General features: G+C 71.5%; 14 protein-coding genes. 5 read left to right on the forward strand and 9 right to left on the reverse strand.

Annotated features, from left to right (window positions below; all coding sequences use genetic code 11):
* Positions 1 to 108: 108 nt before the first annotated feature.
* The 4 genes from IE277_RS15650 (at position 109) to IE277_RS15665 (ending at position 4,983) form a co-directional block, all read left to right on the forward strand.
* Positions 109 to 612, forward strand: coding sequence for a MarR family winged helix-turn-helix transcriptional regulator (locus IE277_RS15650; RefSeq protein ID WP_189952754.1), 504 nt, complete (start codon positions 109 to 111; stop codon positions 610 to 612).
* Between the two features lie 97 nt (positions 613 to 709).
* The gene (locus IE277_RS15655) at positions 710 to 3,226 is read left to right on the forward strand and encodes an MFS transporter (RefSeq protein WP_506005342.1); all 2,517 of its coding nucleotides are present in this window, start codon (positions 710 to 712) and stop codon (positions 3,224 to 3,226) included.
* A 136-nt stretch (positions 3,227 to 3,362) separates the two neighbouring features.
* Positions 3,363 to 4,184 carry a YceI family protein gene (locus tag IE277_RS15660; protein WP_189952758.1) on the forward strand — a complete coding sequence of 274 codons (822 nt, stop codon included), beginning with the start codon at positions 3,363 to 3,365 and terminating at the stop codon, positions 4,182 to 4,184.
* 328 nt (positions 4,185 to 4,512) lie between these two features.
* On the forward strand, positions 4,513 to 4,983 hold the full coding sequence (locus IE277_RS15665; RefSeq protein WP_189952760.1) for a PPOX class F420-dependent oxidoreductase: 471 nt from the start codon (positions 4,513 to 4,515) through the stop codon (positions 4,981 to 4,983).
* A gap of 223 nt (positions 4,984 to 5,206) precedes the next feature.
* Here IE277_RS15665 and IE277_RS15670 read toward each other — a convergent pair whose 3' ends face one another.
* The 9 genes from IE277_RS15670 to IE277_RS15710 all read right to left on the reverse strand — a co-directional run bounded on the left by IE277_RS15670 (position 5,207) and on the right by IE277_RS15710 (position 15,604).
* Positions 5,207 to 5,968, reverse strand: a complete 762-nt coding sequence (locus tag IE277_RS15670; RefSeq protein WP_189952762.1) for a TetR/AcrR family transcriptional regulator — start codon at positions 5,966 to 5,968, stop codon at positions 5,207 to 5,209.
* A gap of 112 nt (positions 5,969 to 6,080) precedes the next feature.
* The gene (locus tag IE277_RS15675) at positions 6,081 to 7,466 is read right to left on the reverse strand and encodes an MFS transporter (protein ID WP_189952764.1); all 1,386 of its coding nucleotides are present in this window, start codon (positions 7,464 to 7,466) and stop codon (positions 6,081 to 6,083) included.
* A gap of 67 nt (positions 7,467 to 7,533) precedes the next feature.
* Positions 7,534 to 9,681 carry a glycosyltransferase family 39 protein gene (locus IE277_RS15680; RefSeq protein WP_189952766.1) on the reverse strand — a complete coding sequence of 716 codons (2,148 nt, stop codon included), beginning with the start codon at positions 9,679 to 9,681 and terminating at the stop codon, positions 7,534 to 7,536.
* Complete coding sequence (locus IE277_RS15685; protein WP_189952768.1) at positions 9,678 to 11,162, reverse strand: bifunctional glycosyltransferase family 2/GtrA family protein; 1,485 nt, start codon at positions 11,160 to 11,162, stop codon at positions 9,678 to 9,680. Before IE277_RS15685 ends, IE277_RS15680 begins: the two co-directional genes overlap by 4 nt.
* A 14-nt stretch (positions 11,163 to 11,176) precedes the next feature.
* A complete protein-coding gene (locus tag IE277_RS15690; RefSeq protein WP_189952770.1) occupies positions 11,177 to 12,835 on the reverse strand; it encodes a sensor histidine kinase in 1,659 nt (552 codons plus the stop codon).
* Positions 12,832 to 13,572, reverse strand: coding sequence for a response regulator transcription factor (locus IE277_RS15695; protein ID WP_229881582.1), 741 nt, complete (start codon positions 13,570 to 13,572; stop codon positions 12,832 to 12,834). Before IE277_RS15695 ends, IE277_RS15690 begins: the two co-directional genes overlap by 4 nt.
* A gap of 118 nt (positions 13,573 to 13,690) precedes the next feature.
* Complete coding sequence (locus IE277_RS15700; protein WP_189952772.1) at positions 13,691 to 14,077, reverse strand: antibiotic biosynthesis monooxygenase family protein; 387 nt, start codon at positions 14,075 to 14,077, stop codon at positions 13,691 to 13,693.
* Between the two features lie 118 nt (positions 14,078 to 14,195).
* Positions 14,196 to 15,071: a DUF2797 domain-containing protein gene (locus IE277_RS15705; protein WP_189952773.1), complete on the reverse strand. Its 876-nt coding sequence runs from the start codon at positions 15,069 to 15,071 to the stop codon at positions 14,196 to 14,198.
* Positions 15,072 to 15,232: 161 nt separating this feature from the next.
* A complete protein-coding gene (locus tag IE277_RS15710) occupies positions 15,233 to 15,604 on the reverse strand; it encodes an HGxxPAAW family protein (protein ID WP_189952774.1) in 372 nt (123 codons plus the stop codon).
* A gap of 83 nt (positions 15,605 to 15,687) precedes the next feature.
* Between IE277_RS15710 and IE277_RS15715 the strand changes: the two genes are divergently transcribed.
* Entirely contained in the window at positions 15,688 to 16,179 is a 492-nt protein-coding gene (locus IE277_RS15715) for a MarR family transcriptional regulator (RefSeq protein WP_189952777.1), read from the forward strand.
* The last annotated feature ends 49 nt before the right edge of the window (positions 16,180 to 16,228 follow it).

A 16,228-nucleotide genomic window follows, 5' to 3' on the forward strand; every position in this document is an offset into this window, starting at 1 on the left:
TGCAATACTTGCCTTTGCCAAGTTTTTGCGCCGCCGGATGCCGATTTGTTTGCCTGCAGCAACCAAACAGGCCTATGGTTGCCCCAAGCAACGAATTCGGGAGGTGTGATGGCCGAGCAGGCGCAATTCGAAGAGCTGGCGCGTCAGCTCAGTGCCGTCGGAGCCGTGAAACGGGACATGGGACGGATCCTGCCGCCCGACTGTCCGGCCGGTTCGGCCGCCGTGCTGACACTGCTCGGCCGCCACGGAGACATGCGCATGAGCAAGCTCGCGGAGCTACTCGCCGTGGACATGTCGGTCACCAGCCGGCATGTCGCACATGTCGCCGCACGCGGCTGGATCGAGCGGCACCCGGACCCGGCGGACAAGCGCTCGCGCATCCTGCGCCTGACGCCCGCGGGCCTGGCGCAGCTGGACGAGCTGTCCCGGCGCACCACGCATCTGCTCGCCGAGCGGCTCGCCGACTGGAGCGACGACGAGGTGAGCCAGCTGATCCGGCTGATGACCCGGCTGCGCGACTCGTTCGGCGACTGCCGGTCCGCGCCGCCGCGGCACGCCGCCGCGGCCGCCCCCGTGTTCGAAGAGACCACCCGTACACCCGCAAGCGCATAAGACGCACAAGAGAAGGAAGCCCATGGCAACGACCACACCAGCCGGTGTGCGGGCTCACGCCAAGCACGGGGGAGGCTCCTCCGCCGAGCACGGCCCGATGACCCACCGGCAGATCATGGAGGCCCTGTCCGGCCTCCTCCTCGGCATGTTCGTGGCGATCCTGTCGTCCACGATCGTCTCCAACGCCCTGCCGCACATCATCGGAGACCTCGGCGGCGGCCAGTCCGCCTACACCTGGGTCGTCACCGCCGCCCTGCTGTCGATGACCGCGGCCACCCCCCTGTGGGGCAAGCTCGCCGACCTGTACAGCAAGAAGGCTCTCGTCCAGATAGCCCTGGTCATCTATGTCCTCGGCTCGATGGCGGCCGGCCTGTCGCAGAACGCCGGCATGCTGATCGCCTGCCGTGTGGTGCAGGGCATCGGCGTCGGCGGTCTGTCCGCGCTGGCGCAGATCGTCATGGCCGCGATGATCTCGCCCCGCGAGCGCGGGCGTTACTCCGGCTACCTGGGCGCGACCTTCGCCGTCGCCACCGTCGGCGGCCCGCTGCTCGGCGGTGTCATCACCGACACCTCCTGGCTGGGCTGGCGCTGGTGCTTCTACGTCGGTGTGCCGTTCGCGATCATCGCGCTGATCGTGCTGCAGAAGACCCTGCACCTGCCCGTGGTCAAGCGGGAGGTCAAGGTCGACTGGGGCGGTGCGTTCTTCATCTCGGCCGCGGTCTCGCTGCTGCTGATCTGGGTCACCTTCGCCGGTGACAAGTACGACTGGCTGTCCTGGCAGACGTACACCATGGTCGCCGGTTCGATCGTCCTCGGCGCGCTGTTCGTGCTCGTGGAGTCCAAGGTCAGCGAGCCGATCATCCCGCTGCGCCTGTTCCGCAACCGCACCATCACGCTGGCCTCGCTGGCCTCGCTGTTCGTCGGTATCGCGATGTTCACCGGCACGGTGTTCTTCAGCCAGTACTTCCAGCTGGCCCGGGACAAGTCGCCGACGATGTCCGGCGTCATGACCATCCCGATGATCGGCGGCCTGTTCGTCTCCTCCACCGTCTCGGGTCAGTTCATCACCCGCACCGGCCGCTGGAAGGCATGGCTGGTCAGCGGTGGCGTCCTGGTGACGGCCGGCCTGTGCCTGCTCGGCTCCATCCGGTACGACACCGAGTACTGGAAGATGGCGATCTTCATGGCGCTGCTGGGTCTCGGCATCGGCATGATGATGCAGAACCTGGTGCTCGCCACGCAGAACCAGGTCGCCCCGTCCGACCTCGGCTCGGCCAGCTCCACGGTCACCTTCTTCCGCTCCCTCGGCGGTGCGGTCGGCGTCTCCGCGCTCGGCGCGGTGATGTCCCACCGGATCACGCACTACGTCCAGGACGGCATCTCCGCCCTGAGCCCGAAGTACCAGGCGGCTCTGGCGGGCTCCAGCTCCACCGACAGCATCCCGGACATGAGCAAGCTGCCGGCGCCGCTGCGGACACTGCTGGAGAGCGCCTACGGCCACGGCATCGCCGATGTCTTCTTCATCGCCGGCTGCCTCGCCGCCCTCGCCTTCCTGATCACCCTGTTCATCAAGGAGGTCCCGCTGAAGACGAAGGGCGCGCTCGCCCAGGCCGCCGACGGCGAGACCCCGGCCGCCGCCCCCGCGCAGACCACCGCCGCTCCCGCGGAGACCGCCGTGGAGACCCTGGAGAACCTCGTGCAGGAGCCCGCGCAGCAGCAGGTGCCCAGCTGGGCCGAGCCCGTCGTCTCGGCGGCCGGCTCCCCCGAGGCACCGGCCATGGCCATGGCCGCCGCCGCGGCGCCGGCGGCGACCGCCGTCGCCACGCTCGTCGAGCCCGCCTCCGGCGCGGGCGGCGGCACCCCGGTGCACGGCTTCGTCCGCGGCGCCGAGAGCGCCCCGGTCCCGCAGGCCGCGGTCACCCTGATCTCGCTGGCCGGCCGCCAGCTGGGCCGCTCGGTCGCCCAGTTCGACGGCTCCTACTCCGTCGCCGCCCCGGGCACCGGCTCGTACGTCCTGATCGCCTCCGCCGACGGCTACCAGCCGCAGGCCTCCACGATCATCGTGGGCGAGCAGCCGCTGTCGTACGACATCCTGCTCAGCGGCACCAGCGGGCTGACCGGTGTGGTCCGGGCCGCGGGCAGCGCGCTGCCGGTCAAGGACGCCATGGTGATCGTCACCGATGTCCGCGGTGACCTGCTGGCCACCGCCGCCACCGGCGAGCAGGGCGAGTTCGCCTTCGCCGACCTGGTGCCCGGCACGGTCACCATGGCCGTCAACGCGAGCGGGTTCCGGCCGCGCGCGCTGCCGATCGAGGTCGGCGCCACCGGGATCACCCGGATCGAGATCGACCTGGACGCCGGCGCCCGCCTCCAGGGTGTCGTCAAGGCCCCGCACGGACCGCTGGCCGACGCCCGCGTGACCCTCGTCGACCAGGCGGGCAACGTGGTCGGCACGGCCACCACCGGCACGGACGGCGCGTACGCCTTCACCGACCTGGACAGCGGCGAGTACACCGTCATCGCGACGGGCTACCCGCCCATGGCGACGGCCCTGACCGTGGCCGGCACCGGAGTCGACGGCCACGACATCCAGCTCGCCCACCCCGGCGAGTAGTTCCACCCGGCCCGTGGCGGGGCACGCTCCGACCGGAGGGGCCCCGCCACGGGCCGGTTCGCTCCACGACCACTGTGGCCAGCCGACCCACGTTGGCCATGCGACCGATTTGTAAGGCTTTGCAGGGAGAAACGGGATGGGACTGACCGCGAAGATCCGTACGCGGGACGGGTGGGCCGTGTCGCACGCGGTCGTCACGGTGACCGACATGACCGGTACGCAGGTGCTGCGCGCCGAGGCGGATGCCGAGGGGGCCGTGCGGGATGCCACCGAGCTGGCGCCGGGGGCGTACACGGTGATCGTGACGGCCGTGGGATACGCCCCCGCGGCCTCCTCCTCGATCGTCACCGCGAGCGGCCGGGCCGAGGTCGGCACGGTCACCCTGGCCCGGCAGGGCGGCAGCGAACTGCCGCCGCCCGGGCCCTGGACCATCGACCCGGTGCACTCCTCCGTCGCCGCGGTCGCCCAGCACCTGGGGATCTCCAGCGTGCACGGCCGGTTCGCGGAGTTCGGCGGCACGATCGAGATCGCGCCGGACGACGTCACCAAGTCCCGGGTGGAGGCGGTGATCAGGGCGGCGTCCGTCGACACCGGCAACGGCATGCGCGACACGCATCTGAAGTCCGGGGACTTCCTGGACGTGGAGAACCACCCGGAGATCACCTACCGCTCCACGGGGCTGACCGCGGCCGGCTCGGACCGCTGGACGGTGCACGGCGAGCTGTCCATGCACGGCGTCGTACGCCCCGTCGACCTGGACCTGGCCTATCTCGGCACCGGCGCGGACCCGTGGGGCGGCACCCGCGCCGCGTTCCGCGCGACCGCCGAACTGCACCGCGAGGACTTCGCGATGAACTACAACCAGGTGCTGCAGGCCGGGATCGCCGCGATCGGTACGACGCTGAAGGTGGAGCTGGACATCCAGGCGGTGCAGGGCGACTCCCTGCCCCAGGCGTAGGCCCCCGGACGTAGGCACAGCAGGGTCAGCCACGGGGGCGGCCGTTGCCCCTAGGGCCTGTCGTCAAACTCCCGTCGTCCGCCCGGAGGGCGGGCCCGGCGGGGTCTGGTGCGTGCAGCTGCAAGGCGGAGGAGGGAGTCGACGGTGGGGGTGCCCCCGCGGTGGGGGTCCCCCCGCGCGAGCGAAGTCGAGCGTGGGGGAGCAGCCGAGCGTGGGGGAGCGTCGGCGACCGACGACAACGCGGCTGGGGGTGCCCCCTCTGGGGGAGTGCGTGCCAGACCCCGCCGGGCAGGCGGGAGTTTGACGACAGGCCCTAGGCTGCCTGGCCATGGCACCGAACATCGCTACCAACACCCGTGTATCGCTGGACGAACTGCTGGACTTCGTACGGCCCCGGCACCGGGCCCTGCTGATCACCCGCCGCGCCGACGGCGGCCCGCAGGCCTCCCCGCTGACCTGCGGCGTGGACGACTCGGGACGGATCGTCGTCTCGACCTACCCCGAGCGCGCCAAGACCCGCAACGCCAAGCGCGACTCCCGGGTCAGCCTGATCGTCCTGAGCGACGAGTGGAACGGCCCCTGGGTCCAGATCGACGGCACGGCCGAGGTCATCGACCCTCCGGAGTCGGTGGAACCCCTGGTCGAGTACTACCGCAACATCGCCGGCGAACACCCCGACTGGGACGAGTACCGGGCGGCCATGTTGAAGCAGGGCAAATCCATCATCCGGGTGACACCGCAACGCTGGGGCCCCGTAGCCACCGGCGGATTCCCGGCACGGCTGATGCCGGACCAATAAACACCGCCACGCACCCGACGGACGGAGTCCGGCGCAGCGCCCCGAAGCCTGCGAAGCAGCGCAAGGGGCACAGACAAAAGAGGCCCGGGCGGCCATGTCGAAGCAGGGCAAATCCATCATCCGGGTGACACCGCAACGCTGGGGCCCCGTAGCCACCGGCGGATTCCCGGCACGGCTGATGCCGGGCGAGGAGTAGTCGGCGGGAGTGGTCGGCCAGGAGGGGTCAGCCTCGCTCGACCATGGCCTCGATGCCGGCGATCAGCAGGTCCAGGGCGAAGGTGAAGTCGCGGTCCAGCATCTCGGCGACCGTGTCACCGCCGCGGGCCGCCAGGAGGTCCTTGGACTCCTCGACGGCCTCGGCGGTCCCCGGGGCCTCGGCCACCATGGCCATGGCCTGCCGGTAGTACTCGTCGGCGCTCAGCCCGGTGTCCGCGATCCGGGCGGAGAAGTGACCCTCGATCGTGCCGTAGCCGTACACGAACTGGAAGACGGCCGAGATCGCCCCCGTCACCCCGTGCGCGGGCAGCCCTGCGCGGCGGACCACCCGCTGGACCACCCGGGAGAAGGCCAGCGCGTACGGGCCGATGTTGAGATAGCGCCCCACCAGCGGCGACAGCCAGGCGTGGCGCACCAGCAGCGCCCGGTACCCGGTGGCCAGCCCCCGCAGCTGCCCGCGCCAGTCCTCGCCCGCGGCCTCCGGGTCGGGCAGCCGCAGCTCGCCGAAGGCGGCGTCCAGGGCGAGTTCGAGCAGGTCGTCCTTGGTGTCGACGTACCAGTACAGGGACATCGCGGTGACGTTCAGCTCCGCGGCGAGCCGCCGCATGGAGAACTTCGCCAGCCCCTCGGCGTCGAGCAGCCGCACGGACGCCCCGGTGATCCGCGCCCGGTCCAGCCCGGAGGGCTGACTGCCGCTACGACCCCCCTTGCGGGCCTTCTCCTCCAGCCAGACACTGGCCCTCGCCGACCGCGCACCCTGCTTCACCATCGGCGCACCCTCCTGAAATCCCGGCCAAGTGGTCCAACTCTAGGGGCGCGGGGAACTGCGCGATCAAGCACATACGACCCGCAGTCGCACCATTGCCCGCGGCCCCGAACTCTCAGGCGACCAGCCGCTCCGCCCGCCGAAGCAGCCCCGCTGCCACAACGCCCCCGATCAGCACAGCGACCGCCCCCACCATCTGACCGGCCCCGAGCCCGGCCGACAACGACTTCCCCGAGTCCACGGAAGAGCTGAGCACAGCCCCCAGAACGGCGACACCGAGACCGTTCCCGAATTCCGCGAGGGTGCCGTTGATACCGGCCCCGACCCCCGCCTTCTCCGGAGGAATCGCGCTCATGATGGCGTGCGCCATCGCCGGGTTGGCGATCGCGCACCCCGCGCCGATCAGCAGCAGACCGAGCAGGGTCCCGCCGTATCCCCCGGAGTCCAGCTCCGCTATGGCCACCAGTCCGCAGGACATCAGCACCATCCCGAGCGCGATGGACACCGGCGTACCCAGCCGGCCGGACCACTTCGCCGACAGCCCGGAGAAGTTGAGCACCACGACGGTCAGCGCCAGCGGAGCGGTCCGCAGGCCCGCCTCCAAGGGCCCGTATCCGAGCACGAACTGCAGATGCTGGGTCAGCAGGAACAGCGCCCCGCCCATGCCGAAGGTGATGAGCACCGCCCCGGCGATCGCCCCCGTGAACCGCTGGTCCCGGAAGAAGTGGAGGTCGAGCATCGGCTCGGCCACCCGGCTCTCCCACCAGGCGAAGGCACCGAGCACCACGACCGCCACAGCGGCCGTACCGAGCGTGCGCGCCGAGGTCCAGCCGTGTCCGGGCCCGGAGATGATCGCGAAGACGAGCGCGGCCATGCCGATGGTCGACAGCAGCGCGCCCGGCAGGTCGGGCCGATCGCCGCGCGGGTTCTTGGACTCCGGTACGAGGGCCACGACCGCGACCAGGCCCAGCGCCGCGACCGGGATGTTGATCAGGAAGATCGCACCCCACCAGAAGTGGTTCAGCACGAACCCCCCGATGAGCGGACCGCCCGCGAAGCCCAGCGCGGCGACCGCGCTCCAGATCCCGATCGCCTTCGGCTGCTCCTCGGGCGTGAAGATCTGCATGGCCACGGCGAGGGTGGTGGTGAGCAGCAGCGCGCCGCCTATGCCCATGCCGGCCCGCGCGGCGATCAACTGGCCGGTGGAGCCGGCGAGTCCGGCTGCCAGTGAGCCGGTGCCGAACAGGGCGAGCCCGGCGACGAGCATCTTCTTGCGGCCGTAGCGGTCGGCGGCGCTGCCCGCGGTGAGCAGCAGCCCGGACTGCACCAGGGAATAGGCGTTGATCATCCATTGGATGTCGGAGGTGGCCGCGTGCAGCTCGTGGGTGAGCGAGGGGATGGCGACGTTCAGGACGGTGTTGTCGAGCAGCACCGTGAGCTGTGCCAGACAGATCACGCCGAGGATCAGCCAGCGCTGGGGATGACCTTGGGAAGCAGACATGTCGTACACCGTATAGCGGCCCCTATACGGTGTACGACTGGTTTTTCCGCCGGCAGCTCTCCCGCTCTCAGCCGCCCTTCTTCTGCGTGAGGTCGTAGAAGGTGGCCGAACCGACCGTGACCTTCCTGAAGGTGCTCTGGACCCACGAGCTGATCGGGGAGGCCGTACCGCTGCTGCCGCCGCTGTTGCCGCCGCCCATGCCTCCGAAGCCGCCGCCCGAGATGAAGTAGTGGATCCTTCCGTCCGCCACGTACTTCTTGAACCGGGCCAGGGTCGGCGACGGGTCGGTGCCGTTGAAGCCGCCGATCGCCATCACCGGGTCACCGGTGGCGAGCTGGTAACTGGCCGCGTTCTGGGAGCCGATGGACGCGGCGACCCAGGTGTACGCGGACGCGTCCTTCGCCAGCAGCTTCTTCGCGGCGGCCGAGACGTTCGCGCCGTTCAGCAGGCCGCCGGCACCCATGCCCCCGCCCGGGAAGCCTCCGGTACCGCCGCCGCCCGGGAAGCCGTTGCCGTTCTGCCCCTGCCCCTGCCCCTGGCCCTGCCGGCCGGGCAACCCGCCGCCGAAGCCGCGGCGCATGCCGCCGCCCTTGCCGCCGCCCGTCCCGCCGCCGCCGAAGCCCATCGTGCTCGCGCCCGCCGGACCGGCCGTCGGGATGGAACCGGTGTGCGCGGAGTCCACCGTGCTGAGGGTGTACGCCGTCGGGCCGGCGAGCGCGGCGACCAGGCCCACCGTCGCCGCCCCGAGGGCCAGTTGCCGGGAGATCCGGCCGGCGAGGACGAGGCCCAGCGCGGCCGCCAGACCGCCGATCAGCACCAGCCACTTCAGCCAGGGCAGATAGGTGGAGGTGCGGTTGAGCAGGATGTAGCCCCAGGCCGCCGCCGCGACCACGGACGCGGCGAGGGTGATCGACGCCCACAGCTCCCGCCGCTTCTCCCACAGCAGCCCGGCGCCCATGCCGATGACGGCCGCAAGACAGGGCGCGAGAGCCACCGTGTAGTACTGGTGGAAGATGCCCGCCATATAGCTGAAGACCACCATGGTGATCAGCAGCGAGCCGCCCCAGACCAGGAACGAGGCCCGGGCGACGGAGGTGCGCTTCAGCTTGCAGGTGGCGACCAGGCCGCCGGCCAGGAGGATCAGCGCGGCCGGGAGCAGCCAGGAGATCTGGCCGCCGATCTCGGCGTTGAACATCCGGTCCCAGCCGGTCGCGCCCCAGCGGCCACTGCCGCCCGCGCCACCGCCGCCGCCTCCGACGCTGCCGGTCTCGTCACCGCTGAGGCGGCCCAGGCCGTTGTAGCCGAAGGTCAGCTCCAGGAAGCTGTTGTTCTGCGAACCACCGATGTAGGGGCGGGAGGAGGCGGGCCACAGCTCGACGATCGCGACCCACCAGCCGCCGGCCGCCACCAACGCGGCGGTGGCGAGCGCCAGTTGGCCGAGCCGCTTCCGCAGCCTCACCGGACCGCAGACGGCGTACACGATCGCCAGCGGAGGCAGGATCAGGAATGCCTGGAGCGTCTTGGCGAGGAAGGCGAGGCCGATCGCGGCCCCGGCAGCGACCAGCCACCTCGTCCGGCCGTCCTCCACCGCCCGTACGACGAAGTAGCAGGCCAGCGCCATCAGCAGGGCCAGCATCGCGTCCGGGTTGTCGAACCGGAACATCAGCGCGGCGACCGGGGTGAGCGCGAGGACCGCGCCCGCCACCAGTCCGGCCACCGGGCTGAACCGGCGCCGTACACCCGCGTACACGACCGCCACCGTGCCCACGCCCATCAGCACCTCGGGCGTGAGGATCGCCCAGGCGTTCAGTCCGAAGATCCGCACCGACAGCTCCATCGGCCACAGGAAGGCCGACGGCTTGTCGACGGTGATGGCGTTGCCGGCGTCCAGCGAACCGAAGAAGAACGCCTTCCAGGACTTGCTGCCCGCCTGTACGGCCGCCGAGTAGAAGGAGTTGGAGTAGCCGGAGGCGCTGAGGTCGTACAGGTAGAGCAGGAGGGTGGCGGCCAGCAGGCCGAGGAAGGCCGGGCGCGCCCAGCGCGGGTCCTCGGGCCGGCCGCGCCACAGTCTGCGCACCAGCGGCTGCCGGGGCTCACCGGCCTGGCGCCGGTGAGCCGGCCGCGCGTCCGGGGAAGCGGTCGGGGGAGCGGTCGGGGGCGGGCCCCAGGCCGCGGGGCCGTCCGTCTGCGCCGACTGGTCGTAGTGGGTGGTCATCGGGGATCCCCCGGGTCGGTGTCGTGAGGGCGCACCGGCTGCAGTCGCACGGTGGTGTCCCTCCAGCTGCCGTCCGCGGCTTCACCGGCGCGGACCTCGGTGGTCTGGTCGGTGGTCCGGTACGACTGCGGATGCGCGGCCGGCCGCTGCGGGAGCGGCGCGTACGGGGCCGTCGTGCGGTGGGCCGGCGAGGACGGGGTGTGCCCGGCGGTCACCGTCGACGAGCCGGCCGGCCCGGCCTCGTCCCGGTCCGGGAAGACCCAGGCGCGGAACAGCAGGAAACGCAGCACGGTCGCGGCGAGGTTGGCGGCGATGAGCACCGCCAGTTCCGTGGAGTGCGCCGGGTGGTCGCCGGCCGCGTTCAGGGCGGCCAGGGAGCCACTGGTCAGGGCGAGGCCGATGCCGAAGACGACCAGGCCCTGCGCCTGGTGCCGTACGGCGCCGCCCCGGCCGCGCACCCCGAAGGTCAGCCGGCGGTTGGCGGCCGTGTTGGCGACCGCCGAGACCAGCAGCGCGAGCGCGTTGGCGATCTGGGAGCCGGAGAACTGCCGGAAGAGGCTGTAGAGCACCAGGTAGAAGAGGGTGGACAGGCCGCCGACCACGCAGAAGCCGACGAGCTGGCGGGCAAGTCCCGTGGGCACGTCGGTCAGTTCGCGGTCGCGCGGGTCGTCGCCGAACGGCCGGCCGAGCCGGTCCAGCGGCAGCGAACCGGTGGCCAGCGCCTTGCCGACCCGCCAGACGCCCTTGAGGTCATCGGTCGCGGTCCGCACGATGTGCACGGTGGAGTCCGGGTCGTCGACCCAGTCGACCGGCACCTCGTGGATCCTGAGCCCCGCGCGCTCGGCGAGCACCAGCATCTCGGTGTCGAAGAACCAGCCGGTGTCCTCCACCAGCGGCAGCAGCACCTGGGCCACATCCCGCCGGATCGCCTTGAAGCCGCACTGCGCGTCGGAGAAGCGGGCCTGGAGCGAACCGCGCAGGATCAGGTTGTAGGCCCGGCTGATGAACTCCCGCTTGGGGCCGCGCACCACGCGGGAGGAGCGGGCGAGCCGGGAGCCGATCGCGAGGTCGGAGTGGCCGGAGATCAGCGGCGCCACCAGCGGCAGCAGGGCGTTGAGGTCGGTGGACAGGTCGACGTCCATATAGGCGAGGATCGGCGCGTTCGACGCCGACCACACGGTCCGCAGGGCCCGCCCGCGGCCCTTCTGCTCCAGGCGGAAGTCGGTCACCTCCGGGATCTCCGCCGCCAGCCGCGCCGCCACCTGCTCGGTGGTGTCCGTGGACGCGTTGTCCGCGACGGTGATGCGGAAGGCGTACGGGAAGGTGCGCCTGAGGTGCTCGTGCAGTCTGAGCACACACGGCCGGAGGTCCTTCTCCTCGTTGTGGACGGGGATCACTACGTCCAGGACAGGCGTACCGGCGTCGCCGGCCGGGAGGTGCTCCCGCGCCGGCAGAGTGCCGGGAGAAGAGTCGGTTCGCATGGGACCGACTTTCGTCAGGCGCCCTGTCGCACCCATGTGGTGGCACTGTGCTGTGCCTGTGAGTGCGCTCGCCGGTCCGTTTCGGCGGCGGGCCGGGGCACGGCGGGGGCAAGCGCGGGCAGATGCACGGTGAGCACCGTGCGCCCCGGAACGCTGTCCACGGTGACGGCGCCGCCGTGCGCGGCCGCGACCGCCTGCACGATGGCGAGCCCGAGCCCGGTCGACCCGGTCGCGCGGGACCGCGCGGAGTCCCCGCGCGCGAACCGCTCGAAGACATGCGGCAGCAGCTCCGGCGGGATGCCCTGTCCGTTGTCCTCGACGTCCACGCACATCCACGGCCCGCGCCGCTGCACCCGCGCGGTGACGGTCGTACCGGGCGGGGTGTGCTTGCGGGCGTTGCCGAGCAGATTGACCAGCACCTGCTGGACCCGGGCCGCGTCGGCGGACACGAGCGCCGGCTCGTCGGGCAGATCCAACCGCCAGTTGTGGCCCATGCCGGCCGCGCGGGAGTCGCTGACGGTGTCCACGACCAGCGGGATGAGATCGGTCTGCTCGAACTGCAGCGGCCGGCCGGCGTCCAGCCGGGCCAGCAGCAGGAGATCCTCGACCAGGAGGGTCATCCGGCCCGCCTCGGACTCGATACGGCCGAGGGCGTGCCGGGTGTCGGGGCCGACCTGCTCGCGCCCGCGCCGGGTCAGCTCGGCGTACCCCCGGATGGAGGCGAGCGGCGTCCTCAGCTCATGACTGGCGTCGGCGACGAACTGCCGTACCCGCGTCTCGCTCTGCTGGCGGGCGTGCAGGGCGCCGTGCACATGGTTGAGCATGCGGTTCAGCGCGGCGCCGACCTGCCCGACCTCGGTGTGCGGATCGCACTCGGACTCGGGTACCCGCTCGCTGAGGTTCACCTCGCCGGTGTGCAGCGGGAGTTCGGAGACCCGGGTGGCGGTGTTGGCGACCTTGCGCAGGGGGCGGGTGGCGACGCCGACGAGCACGGAACCGGCGATACCGGCGGCGACCAGTCCGGCCACGGTGACGCTGACCTCGATGAGGATCAGGGCGTTGATGTTGTCGTCGACTTCCGCGGTCGGGAGGGCGACGTAGTAGGTGCCGTTGTTGCCGTCGACGTACCGCACCTGGTAGTCGCCGAGCCCGGGAATCCCGGCGCTGTGGATGGTGCCGTCCTTGGGGACGGAACCGAGCGCCTTGATCTGGTCCGTCGTCAGCGACTTGGCGTTCATCTGCGGGACGTTGTTGTCGTCCTTGGACTTGTGGCCGACCTCGGCGTCGGTGATGACGCCGTTCTCGATCTTCGCCGCGACGGTGCCGCCGGGCTGCGGACCCCGCGCGACGAAGTCGCGGAGATTCGTCTCCCTTTCGGGAAAGCTCCGCTTCCCCTGCCGGCCGCTCTGCAGGCCCGGCGCGGTGTCACCGGGCTTCGACTCGCCCGGCGCCGGCCCGATCCCGCCGGCCGCGCGCGCCGAGGCCTCGATGAGCTGCCCGTTCAGCTGGTCGTACAGATGCGACCGCAGGGCCACGGTGGTGACCGTGCCGATCACCGCGCAGACCACGGCGATCAGCAGCACCGATGCGACGACGAGCCGGGTCCGCAGGGTGCGCGGCTGTGCTCGTCGCCTCTGCCGCCTGACCGGACCCGGCCGTCGTCGTCGGCTCATGACACGGCGGACTTGATCAGATAGCCGGCCCCCCGCCGGGTGTGGATCATGGGCTCACGGCCCGCGTCGATCTTCCGCCGCAGATACGAGATGTACAGCTCGACGACATTGGCCTGCCCGCCGAAGTCGTACGACCAGACCCGGTCCAGGATCTGCGCCTTGCTGAGCACCCGCCGCGGGTTGCGCATCAGGAAGCGCAGCAGCTCGAACTCGGTGGCGGTGAGGTGGATGGAGTCCCCGGCCCGCGAGACCTCGTGGCTGTCCTCGTCGAGGGTCAGATCCCCGACGACGAGCACGGAGTCGGAGCGCCGGTCGGCCGCCCCGGACCTCCGGATGAGACCCCGCAGCCGGGCCACGACCTCCTCCAGGCTGAACGGCTTGGTGACGTAGTCGTCCCCGCCGGCGGTGAGCCCGGCGATACGGTCCTCGACGGCGTCCTTGGCCGTCAGGAACAGCACCGGCACATCGGGCAGTTCACGGCGCAGCCGCCCGAGGACGGCCAGCCCGTCCATGTCGGGCAGCATCATGTCGAGCACGACGGCGTCGGGCCGGAACTCACGGGCCGCCTGGACGGCGCCGTGCCCGTCCCCCGCACTCCTGATCTGCCAGCCCTCGTAACGAAGGGCCATACTCAGCAGTTCGGTGATCGACAACTCGTCGTCCACCACAAGCACTCGGACGGGGCTCCCGTCCGGCCTCAGCAGTTCGGTGCGCCCCTGGGGCGAGGTCGTGGTCATGGTGGACACCTTGTCGCCGCCCTCTGAGAGGAGACTTTCCCCTGTCTGTGATTTCCCTGAGAAACACACAGGCATCTCTCAGGCGGCTCCTGGGAAGCGAAGCGGGAGCGGACCGGGGTCAGACCGGGCGGCTGAACTCGTGGTGCTGCTCGACCCGGGCGATGTGGATCGCGTACCGCTCGTACCACCGGGCCCGCCCGCGCCGCTTGGCCGCGAGGTGGTCGGGGTGCTCGCGCCACCGCTCGATCCCGGCCAGGTCGCTGAAGTAGGCGATGCTGACGGCGAGTCCGCCGGGGGTGTGCGCGAAGTCCTCGCCGAGGAAGCCGGGGATGTCACGGACGAGCCGGGAGAGGCGTTCGGCGGTGCGCGCGTATCCGTCGGGGTCGTCGGGGCCGGTGTCGGAGGCGGCGTCCGTGCGGAGGGAGGTGAAGATCGCGGCGTAGTAAGGGGGTTCGGGGAGGGCGGTGGGTGTGGCCCGTTCAGCAGCGTTCGGTCGGTTGCTCATGTCCCCCACGGTCGGCTGCGGGGCCGGGCGGCGTCCATGGCCCTTGCCGAAAGGGATCCGTAAGGGATCCGATTCTTTGCCTCCGTTCTCTGCCTCCGTTCTTTTCTCTACCTCCGTCTCAGAACAGGCCCTCCTGCTCTCGGGTGAACTCCCTTACCGGGAAGGTGAGTCCGGGCGTGCCCGAGGCGGCCTGCGGCACCAGCTCCCAGCCGGTCATCAGCCGGGTGTCGAGTACGACGACCCCGCGCCCGGCGACCGCCAGATGGAGATCGGGCCCGGCGGCCGAGACCAGCTCACCGCTCACCCCACCGCCCTGGACGAGCCGCACGACCTCCCCCAGCGCGGCGGGAGCGCCGGCCAGCCCGAACGCCCCGAGATGATCGGTCACTTCACAGGGCTCCGGACGCAGGGACTCCGGCCACCCGGGGAGCGCCACGGCCCGCGCATACAGCTCCCGCACCTCGGCCGCACGCTCCGTCGCGCTCTCCGGCAGCGCCGCGCGCACCGCCCGCTTCTCGGCGTACGGGATCCGGTCCGGCACCTGGAGCGCGGCCCGCAGCAGCTCTTCGGTGCGCCGGGCGGCCATCAGCGGGCCGGTGCCGAGCCGGCTGAAACAGACGGCGCCCTGCTCCAGCAGCCGGGCATCGCCCCGCTCGACCGCGGTGATACCGACCTTGACCAGGCCGGGCCCGAACCACGCCAGATACACCCGGTACGGCCGCGGGTCGTCGGCGATCGTGTCGGCGGCCACCGAGTGCGCCCGGTCCAGCCGCGCGCACTCCTCGCACCGGGCGCCCGTGCTCCGCCCCGGCACGGCGGCCCGGACGGGGCAGGCATGCCCGCGCGCCCCCACGCACGTCCGCACGCCCCCGTCCGGCACCGCGAAGCCGACCCGCTTGCCCCAGGGCAGCGCACTGCGCCGCCCGCCGTCCCACATCAGCACGGGCCCGTCGGCCGACCAGCGCAGTCCCGAGCATTTCCATCCCTGTGCCATCACGAGTGAGGGTAGGCCGCGGGTCTGACAACGGCACGGCGGCCGACGAGCCGCCGACGTCGACCGCGTCGCCCACGTCACCCACGTCACCCATGTCACCCACGTCGCCCGCGTCACCCACGTCGCCCGCCGTCACCAACCGCCGTTCGCCACCGGCGCGTTCACTCGACGGGCGACAGAGGTGCGGATCCGCCGGACGCCGACGCGGGCGCCGACGCCGCGACGACCAGGGCGCCCCGGGATCCCCGCCCCGCCAGCCGGCATCCGACGCACCCGGCATGCCCGTCCCGGGCCTGTGGATCCCGGACCCGCATGCCCCACTGCTCCCGCGGCCGCACGCCCGGCGGCTTGCCCCAGCCGGCCAGATGCAGCGCCCAGGTCGCCACGACACTCACGGCCACGACCGCCAGTCCGCCCGCGACCACCGGCAGCGAGGCCGTACACACGCCCCACCCCGCCACGCCGCCGCCCACCGCCGCGATACCGAAGCCGGTCCAGCCGGCGATCGTGTGACCCTCGTCGTACAGACTCATAGCGCCGCCTCCGGGGACGAGATTCCCTTACGAGCTAAGAAATTAACCACTCGAATATCTCACTAACTAAGGGATACCGAAAGATGCACGGCACGCCGCGACCGCCCGCCACTGCGGCCCAGGCACTGTCGGCGATGGATCACCTCATCGCCGCCCACGTCATCGGACAGCAGGAGCTGGCCCGGCTGCTGGGTCTGAACGTCACCGACCTGACCTGTTTCGCCTTCGTCCTGGAGGCCGGCGACGACCTGCTGACGGCCGGCGACCTGGCCGCCCGCGCGCATGTCACCACCGGCGCGGTGACCGGCATCCTCAACCGCCTCGAACGTGCCGGCTATGTCACCCGCCGCCCCGACCCCACGGACCGCCGCCGGGTCCGCGTGGCCGCCGTACCGGCCGCCGTCACCCGTGTCGAGGCGGTGTACGTGGGCCACTACCAACGGCTGGCCGACCTGTTCGCGGACTACTCCCCCGAGGAACTGGCGGTCATCACCGACTGGTTCACCCGGGCCACCTCCCTGGCACACGAGTACCTGGAGAAACTGAACCGGAACGACCCCGCCGAGGAGTGCTGACGCCCGCGCGCGCATCCCGCGGGGACCGTCCCTCTCGCGCATCTCGCTC

Source organism: Streptomyces alanosinicus (assembly GCF_014650595.1).
Classification (GTDB): Bacteria; Actinomycetota; Actinomycetes; order Streptomycetales; family Streptomycetaceae; genus Streptomyces; species Streptomyces alanosinicus.

What these genes read in the sequence shown, in the direction of transcription:
- IE277_RS15650 (WP_189952754.1), top strand. Translation starts at nt 109, where the DNA reads ATGGCCGAGCAGGCGCAATTCGAAGAGCTGGCGCGTCAGCTCAGTGCC.
- IE277_RS15655 (WP_506005342.1), top strand. Translation starts at nt 710, where the DNA reads ATGACCCACCGGCAGATCATGGAGGCCCTGTCCGGCCTCCTCCTCGGC.
- IE277_RS15660 (WP_189952758.1), top strand. Translation starts at nt 3,363, where the DNA reads ATGGGACTGACCGCGAAGATCCGTACGCGGGACGGGTGGGCCGTGTCG.
- IE277_RS15665 (WP_189952760.1), top strand. Translation starts at nt 4,513, where the DNA reads ATGGCACCGAACATCGCTACCAACACCCGTGTATCGCTGGACGAACTG.
- IE277_RS15670 (WP_189952762.1), bottom strand. Translation starts at nt 5,968, where the DNA reads ATGGTGAAGCAGGGTGCGCGGTCGGCGAGGGCCAGTGTCTGGCTGGAG.
- IE277_RS15675 (WP_189952764.1), bottom strand. Translation starts at nt 7,466, where the DNA reads ATGTCTGCTTCCCAAGGTCATCCCCAGCGCTGGCTGATCCTCGGCGTG.
- IE277_RS15680 (WP_189952766.1), bottom strand. Translation starts at nt 9,681, where the DNA reads ATGACCACCCACTACGACCAGTCGGCGCAGACGGACGGCCCCGCGGCC.
- IE277_RS15685 (WP_189952768.1), bottom strand. Translation starts at nt 11,162, where the DNA reads ATGCGAACCGACTCTTCTCCCGGCACTCTGCCGGCGCGGGAGCACCTC.
- IE277_RS15690 (WP_189952770.1), bottom strand. Translation starts at nt 12,835, where the DNA reads ATGAGCCGACGACGACGGCCGGGTCCGGTCAGGCGGCAGAGGCGACGA.
- IE277_RS15695 (WP_229881582.1), bottom strand. Translation starts at nt 13,572, where the DNA reads ATGACCACGACCTCGCCCCAGGGGCGCACCGAACTGCTGAGGCCGGAC.
- IE277_RS15700 (WP_189952772.1), bottom strand. Translation starts at nt 14,077, where the DNA reads ATGAGCAACCGACCGAACGCTGCTGAACGGGCCACACCCACCGCCCTC.
- IE277_RS15705 (WP_189952773.1), bottom strand. Translation starts at nt 15,071, where the DNA reads ATGGCACAGGGATGGAAATGCTCGGGACTGCGCTGGTCGGCCGACGGG.
- IE277_RS15710 (WP_189952774.1), bottom strand. Translation starts at nt 15,604, where the DNA reads ATGAGTCTGTACGACGAGGGTCACACGATCGCCGGCTGGACCGGCTTC.
- IE277_RS15715 (WP_189952777.1), top strand. Translation starts at nt 15,688, where the DNA reads ATGCACGGCACGCCGCGACCGCCCGCCACTGCGGCCCAGGCACTGTCG.